This window comes from Pelomonas sp. KK5 (genome assembly GCF_001984095.1).
GTDB lineage: Bacteria > Pseudomonadota > Gammaproteobacteria > Burkholderiales > Burkholderiaceae_C > KK5.
The window spans coordinates 1-4,159 of sequence record NZ_LYVQ01000353.1 but is presented as its reverse complement, the minus strand read 5'-3'; the positions used below and the strand labels follow the sequence as shown (position 1 = coordinate 4,159).

The window sequence follows — 4,159 nt, the reverse complement described above, 5'->3', positions numbered from 1 at the left end:
ATAGGCGACCTCCCAGGTCCAGTTGGGCCGGACCTCCTTCGCGGCCAGATCGGCGCCGCGGCGGGCCAGCTCCAGCTCGCGCCGCGCGGCGAGCACGGCGGGGCTGCCGGCGACGAAGTCCTCCTCAGCCGGCATCGCCAGCGCCGGCAACGGCGCCAGCGCATCGGGCCGCAGCCCCACCCAGCGCTGCAGCGCGATGAAGGCGCCGGCCTGCTGCTGGCGGGCCTGCTCGCTCTCGTCCTCGGCCGTGCCGAGTTCGGCGGCCAGGCCCAGCACCGGCGCCGCCTCGCCGCCCGCGCCGGCCAGCCGGGCGCGCGCGGCGTCCATCTCCTCGCGGAAGCGGGCCTCAAGCTCCACGGCCAGCTGCAGCGCGGCATCCGCATACCAGGCATCGACGTAGGCCAGCGCCGCGCGCAGCCGCGCATCCGCCTCGGCAATGCGGGACTGGGTGGCCTCGCGCTCGCCCATCGCCTCGGCGACGGCCGCGCGGGCGGCGCGCTTGTCGGCCGGCACCCATTCCTGGCTGAGGCCGATGCGCTTCATCGTCATCGGCTCACGCCCGCCGGATGTGGGCTGGTTGTCGATGCCGGCGCGCAGCATCGGGTCGGGCAGTTGGGCCGCGGCCCGCGAGGATTCGGTGGCGCCGTGTGCCGCGGCGCGCGCGGCTCGGGCCGCCTCGGAGCGCTGGACGCTGAGGTCCAGCGCCTGGTCGAAGGCAAGCGTTTGCGCGGCGGCCAGCGCGGCCGCGCACAGGAGAAAGGCAGACATGGAAAACTCCGAAGACGAACGAAAACCGGGCGGTTCAGTCGACGACGACGGAGCGGATCAGACTCTCAGCCTGAGCGTGGAAAGGAAGAGCGGGTCCGGTGGCGGCCGCAGCGCCGGCGCGGCGGCCGGCGGAAACTGCAGCGTCGCTTCCGGCACGGGCGGCAGCTCGATCACCTGCAGCAGCATCGGTGGCGAGGCCGTCGCCGGCTTGGCCGCCTCGAAATGCTGGCCCGGGTCGGCGGCATGCTGGTGGCACAGCGTCGGCTGGTCCATGTCCATGCCCTCGCAGTCCATGCCGGCCATCGCCGTCATCTGCTGCGGGCAGACGTAGCGCGCCATCGCCAGCTGCGAGAACAGCAGCGACAGGACGACGAGCAGCGCGGTGAACAGGCGATGGGTGGAGCGGCGCATGGGCAGGCGAAGTCTAGCGCCCAATGAAAAGGGCCGCCCCGAAGGCGGCCCTGGCGGTCAGTCGAACCTCAAGATTACTTGTGGTACGCGGTCTCGCCGTGCGAGGTGATGTCCAGGCCCTCGCGCTCGGCGTCTTCGCTGACGCGCAGGCCGACGGTCATGTCCACGATCTTGTAGGCGATCAGCGAGACGACACCCGACCAGACGATGGTCACCAGCACGGCCTTCAGCTGCACCAGGAACTGCGAGCCGATCGAGTAGGCATCCGGGGTGATGGCCGCGGCCGTCACCCAGTCGCCGACGGCCGAGGGGCCGCCCAGGGACGGGCTGTTGAAGATGCCGGTCAGCAGCGCGCCGACGATACCGCCGACACCGTGCACGCCGAACACGTCGAGCGAGTCGTCCGCGCCGATGATCTTCTTCAGGCCGGTCACGCCCCACAGGCAGGCGAAGCCGGCGATGAAGCCGATGATCAGGCCGCCACCGATGCCGACGTTGCCGGCAGCCGGGGTGATCGCCACCAGGCCGGCGACGGCGCCGGAGGCTGCACCCAGCATCGAGGCCTTGCCCTTCAGCAGCGACTCGCCGATGCACCAGGCCAGCACGGCGGCAGCGGTCGCCATCAGCGTGTTGATGAAGGCCAGGGCGGCGAAGCCGTTGGCTTCCAGCGCGGAGCCGGCGTTGAAGCCGAACCAGCCCACCCACAGCAGCGAGGCACCGACCATCGTCAGCGTCAGGCTGTGCGGCGTGAAGGCTTCCTTGCCGTAGCCGATACGCTTGCCGACCATGAAGGCGCCCACCAGGCCGGCGACGGCGGCGTTGATGTGCACGACCGTGCCGCCGGCGAAGTCCAGCGCACCCCATTGCCAGATCATGCCGGCGGTGGCGTTGACCTTGTCGACCACGTCAGCCGAGGTGTAGGCATCCGGGCCGGCCCAGAACCAGACCATGTGGGCGATCGGCAGGTAGCTGAAGGTGAACCACAGCGCCAGGAACAGCAGGCAGGCCGAGAACTTGATGCGCTCGGCGAAGGCGCCGACGATCAGGCAGGCGGTGATGCCGGCGAAGGTGGCCTGGAAGCAGGCGAACACGATCTCGGGGATGTAGACGCCCTTGGAGAAGGTCGCCGCATTCGAGAAGGTGCCGGCCACGTTGTCCCAGATGCCCTTCATCAGGATCCGGTCGGTGCCGCCGATGAACTTGTTGCCCTCGGTGAAGGCCAGGCTGTAGCCGTACAGGGCCCACAGCACCAGGATCATCGAGAAGGCGACCATCACCTGCATCAGCACGGACAGCATGTTCTTGCTGCGCACCAGGCCGCCGTAGAACAGTGCAAGACCCGGCACCGTCATCATGATGACCAGCAGGGTGGACAGCAGCATCCAGCTGGTATCGCCCTTGTTGGGCACCGGCTGGGGCGCGGCCGAGGCAGCCTCGGCGGGAGCGGAAGCAGCGGCAGCGCCGGAAGCGGCTGCAGCGGGAGCTTCGGCGGCAGGCGCGGAGGCCACGGCCGCGGGCGCATCGGCCGGGGGCGAGGCCGCCGGATCCTGGGCCCAGGCGGCCGGTGCCAACACCGCGGCAGCCAGCGCCAGCGAGGCGAGAAGTTTCTTGATCACGAGTCGTTCTCCAATGGCTCTGTTGTTCTTACAGGGCGTCCTGCCCCGTTTCGCCGGTGCGGATGCGCACCACCTGGTCCAGCGGCGAGACGAAGATCTTGCCGTCGCCGATCTTGCCGGTGCGGGCCGCCGTCTCGATCGCCTCGATGACGCGGTCCACCACATCGTCGGCCACCGCCGCCTCGATCTTCACCTTGGGCAGGAAGTCGACGACGTACTCGGCGCCGCGGTACAGCTCCGTGTGGCCCTTCTGGCGGCCGAAGCCCTTCACCTCGGTGACGGTCAGGCCCTGCACGCCGATGGCGCTGAGGGCTTCGCGCACCTCGTCAAGCTTGAAGGGCTTGATGACGGCGGTGATCAATTTCATGGGGTGCTCCTGTCTGTTGGCCTGCTGCTGTTCAGAACGTCTTCTTCACGGACACGACCAGCGAGGTCTTGCCGAGATCCTTGTTGCCCGGGCCGACATAGGCCTTGTTGGCATCGGTACCGACCACGGCCGCGCCGAAGGTGAAGCCGGCGAAGTCCTTGTTCAGCGTCAGCGAGTAGTCGGTGTACGAGAACGGGGAGTTGTGCTTGACCGTCTGGTGGCCCACGTGCGGCGTCAGCGTGAAACCGCCACCGACGTCCAGCGCGGCGGACACGTCCAGGTAGCCGCTGTTCTTCGAGTCGGCGAAGCCGAACAGGTTGGTCAGGCTGTGCGAGTACTTGGCCGTCACCGGGCCGAAGCTCAGCGCGCCGTAGACCTCGAAGGTGTTGGCGCTGGGGTTCAGGTCATTGCTCGGATAGGCGTACTGCAGCACGCCGACGTCCAGCGTCAGGCCCTTGGCCACCTCGGTCTTGTAGCCGCCGTAGATGTCCCACTCGACGCCACCGCTGCCGCCGGCGTCCTTGATCCACTTGATCGTCGACAGCCAGGTGCCGACGTAGAAGCCGCTGTCGAAGGCGTAGTCCGCGCCGCCCTGCAGCGCAGGCTTCAGGCGGGTCTGCGAGATGCCGCGATAGCGGTAGTCGCTGGTCACGCTGACGTTGAACGACAGCGGATCGGCGGGCGCCGCCGGGGCCTCATCCGCCAGGGCCGCGCCAGCGGTCAGGGTGAGGGCCAGCAAGGCAAGGGTCGACTTCATCGTGGGCTCCTGATTAGGGGTATTGGGTAGAGAGACAACGCAGACTTCGCACCAGCTTTGCAGCTTCCGTGCCAGCGCCGGAATGGGGCGGACGAGCCCTTCCCGTGGTCATGACTTGGGCTCGAAGACCCATAACCAAGGGCAAACCCGGACGATGAGTCGACAAATGCACCACATTGGTGACGAGTCTTTTGGCCGGCATTCGTGGGATATGCACCGAACTTGTGCGCGAGCGGCCCG

5 protein-coding genes are annotated in these 4,159 nt (G+C 68.5%); all 5 read right to left on the bottom strand.

The window, feature by feature from the left end:
• Positions 1-768: TolC family protein (locus B0W88_RS30065; RefSeq protein WP_077038186.1), on the bottom strand; the 768-nt coding region annotated here is incomplete at its 3' end.
• A gap of 57 nt (positions 769-825) precedes the next feature.
• A complete protein-coding gene (locus B0W88_RS30060; protein ID WP_077038185.1) occupies positions 826-1,179 on the bottom strand; it encodes a hypothetical protein in 354 nt (117 codons plus the stop codon).
• A gap of 74 nt (positions 1,180-1,253) precedes the next feature.
• Positions 1,254-2,792 (bottom strand): ammonium transporter, encoded by a 1,539-nt coding sequence (gene amt, locus B0W88_RS30055; RefSeq protein ID WP_077038187.1) that lies wholly within the window; start codon positions 2,790-2,792, stop codon positions 1,254-1,256.
• Between the two features lie 31 nt (positions 2,793-2,823).
• On the bottom strand, positions 2,824-3,162 hold the full coding sequence (gene glnK / locus B0W88_RS30050; RefSeq protein WP_077038184.1) for a P-II family nitrogen regulator: 339 nt from the start codon (positions 3,160-3,162) through the stop codon (positions 2,824-2,826).
• A gap of 31 nt (positions 3,163-3,193) precedes the next feature.
• A complete protein-coding gene (locus B0W88_RS30045) occupies positions 3,194-3,919 on the bottom strand; it encodes a TorF family putative porin (protein WP_077038183.1) in 726 nt (241 codons plus the stop codon).
• Positions 3,920-4,159: the final 240 nt, after the last annotated feature.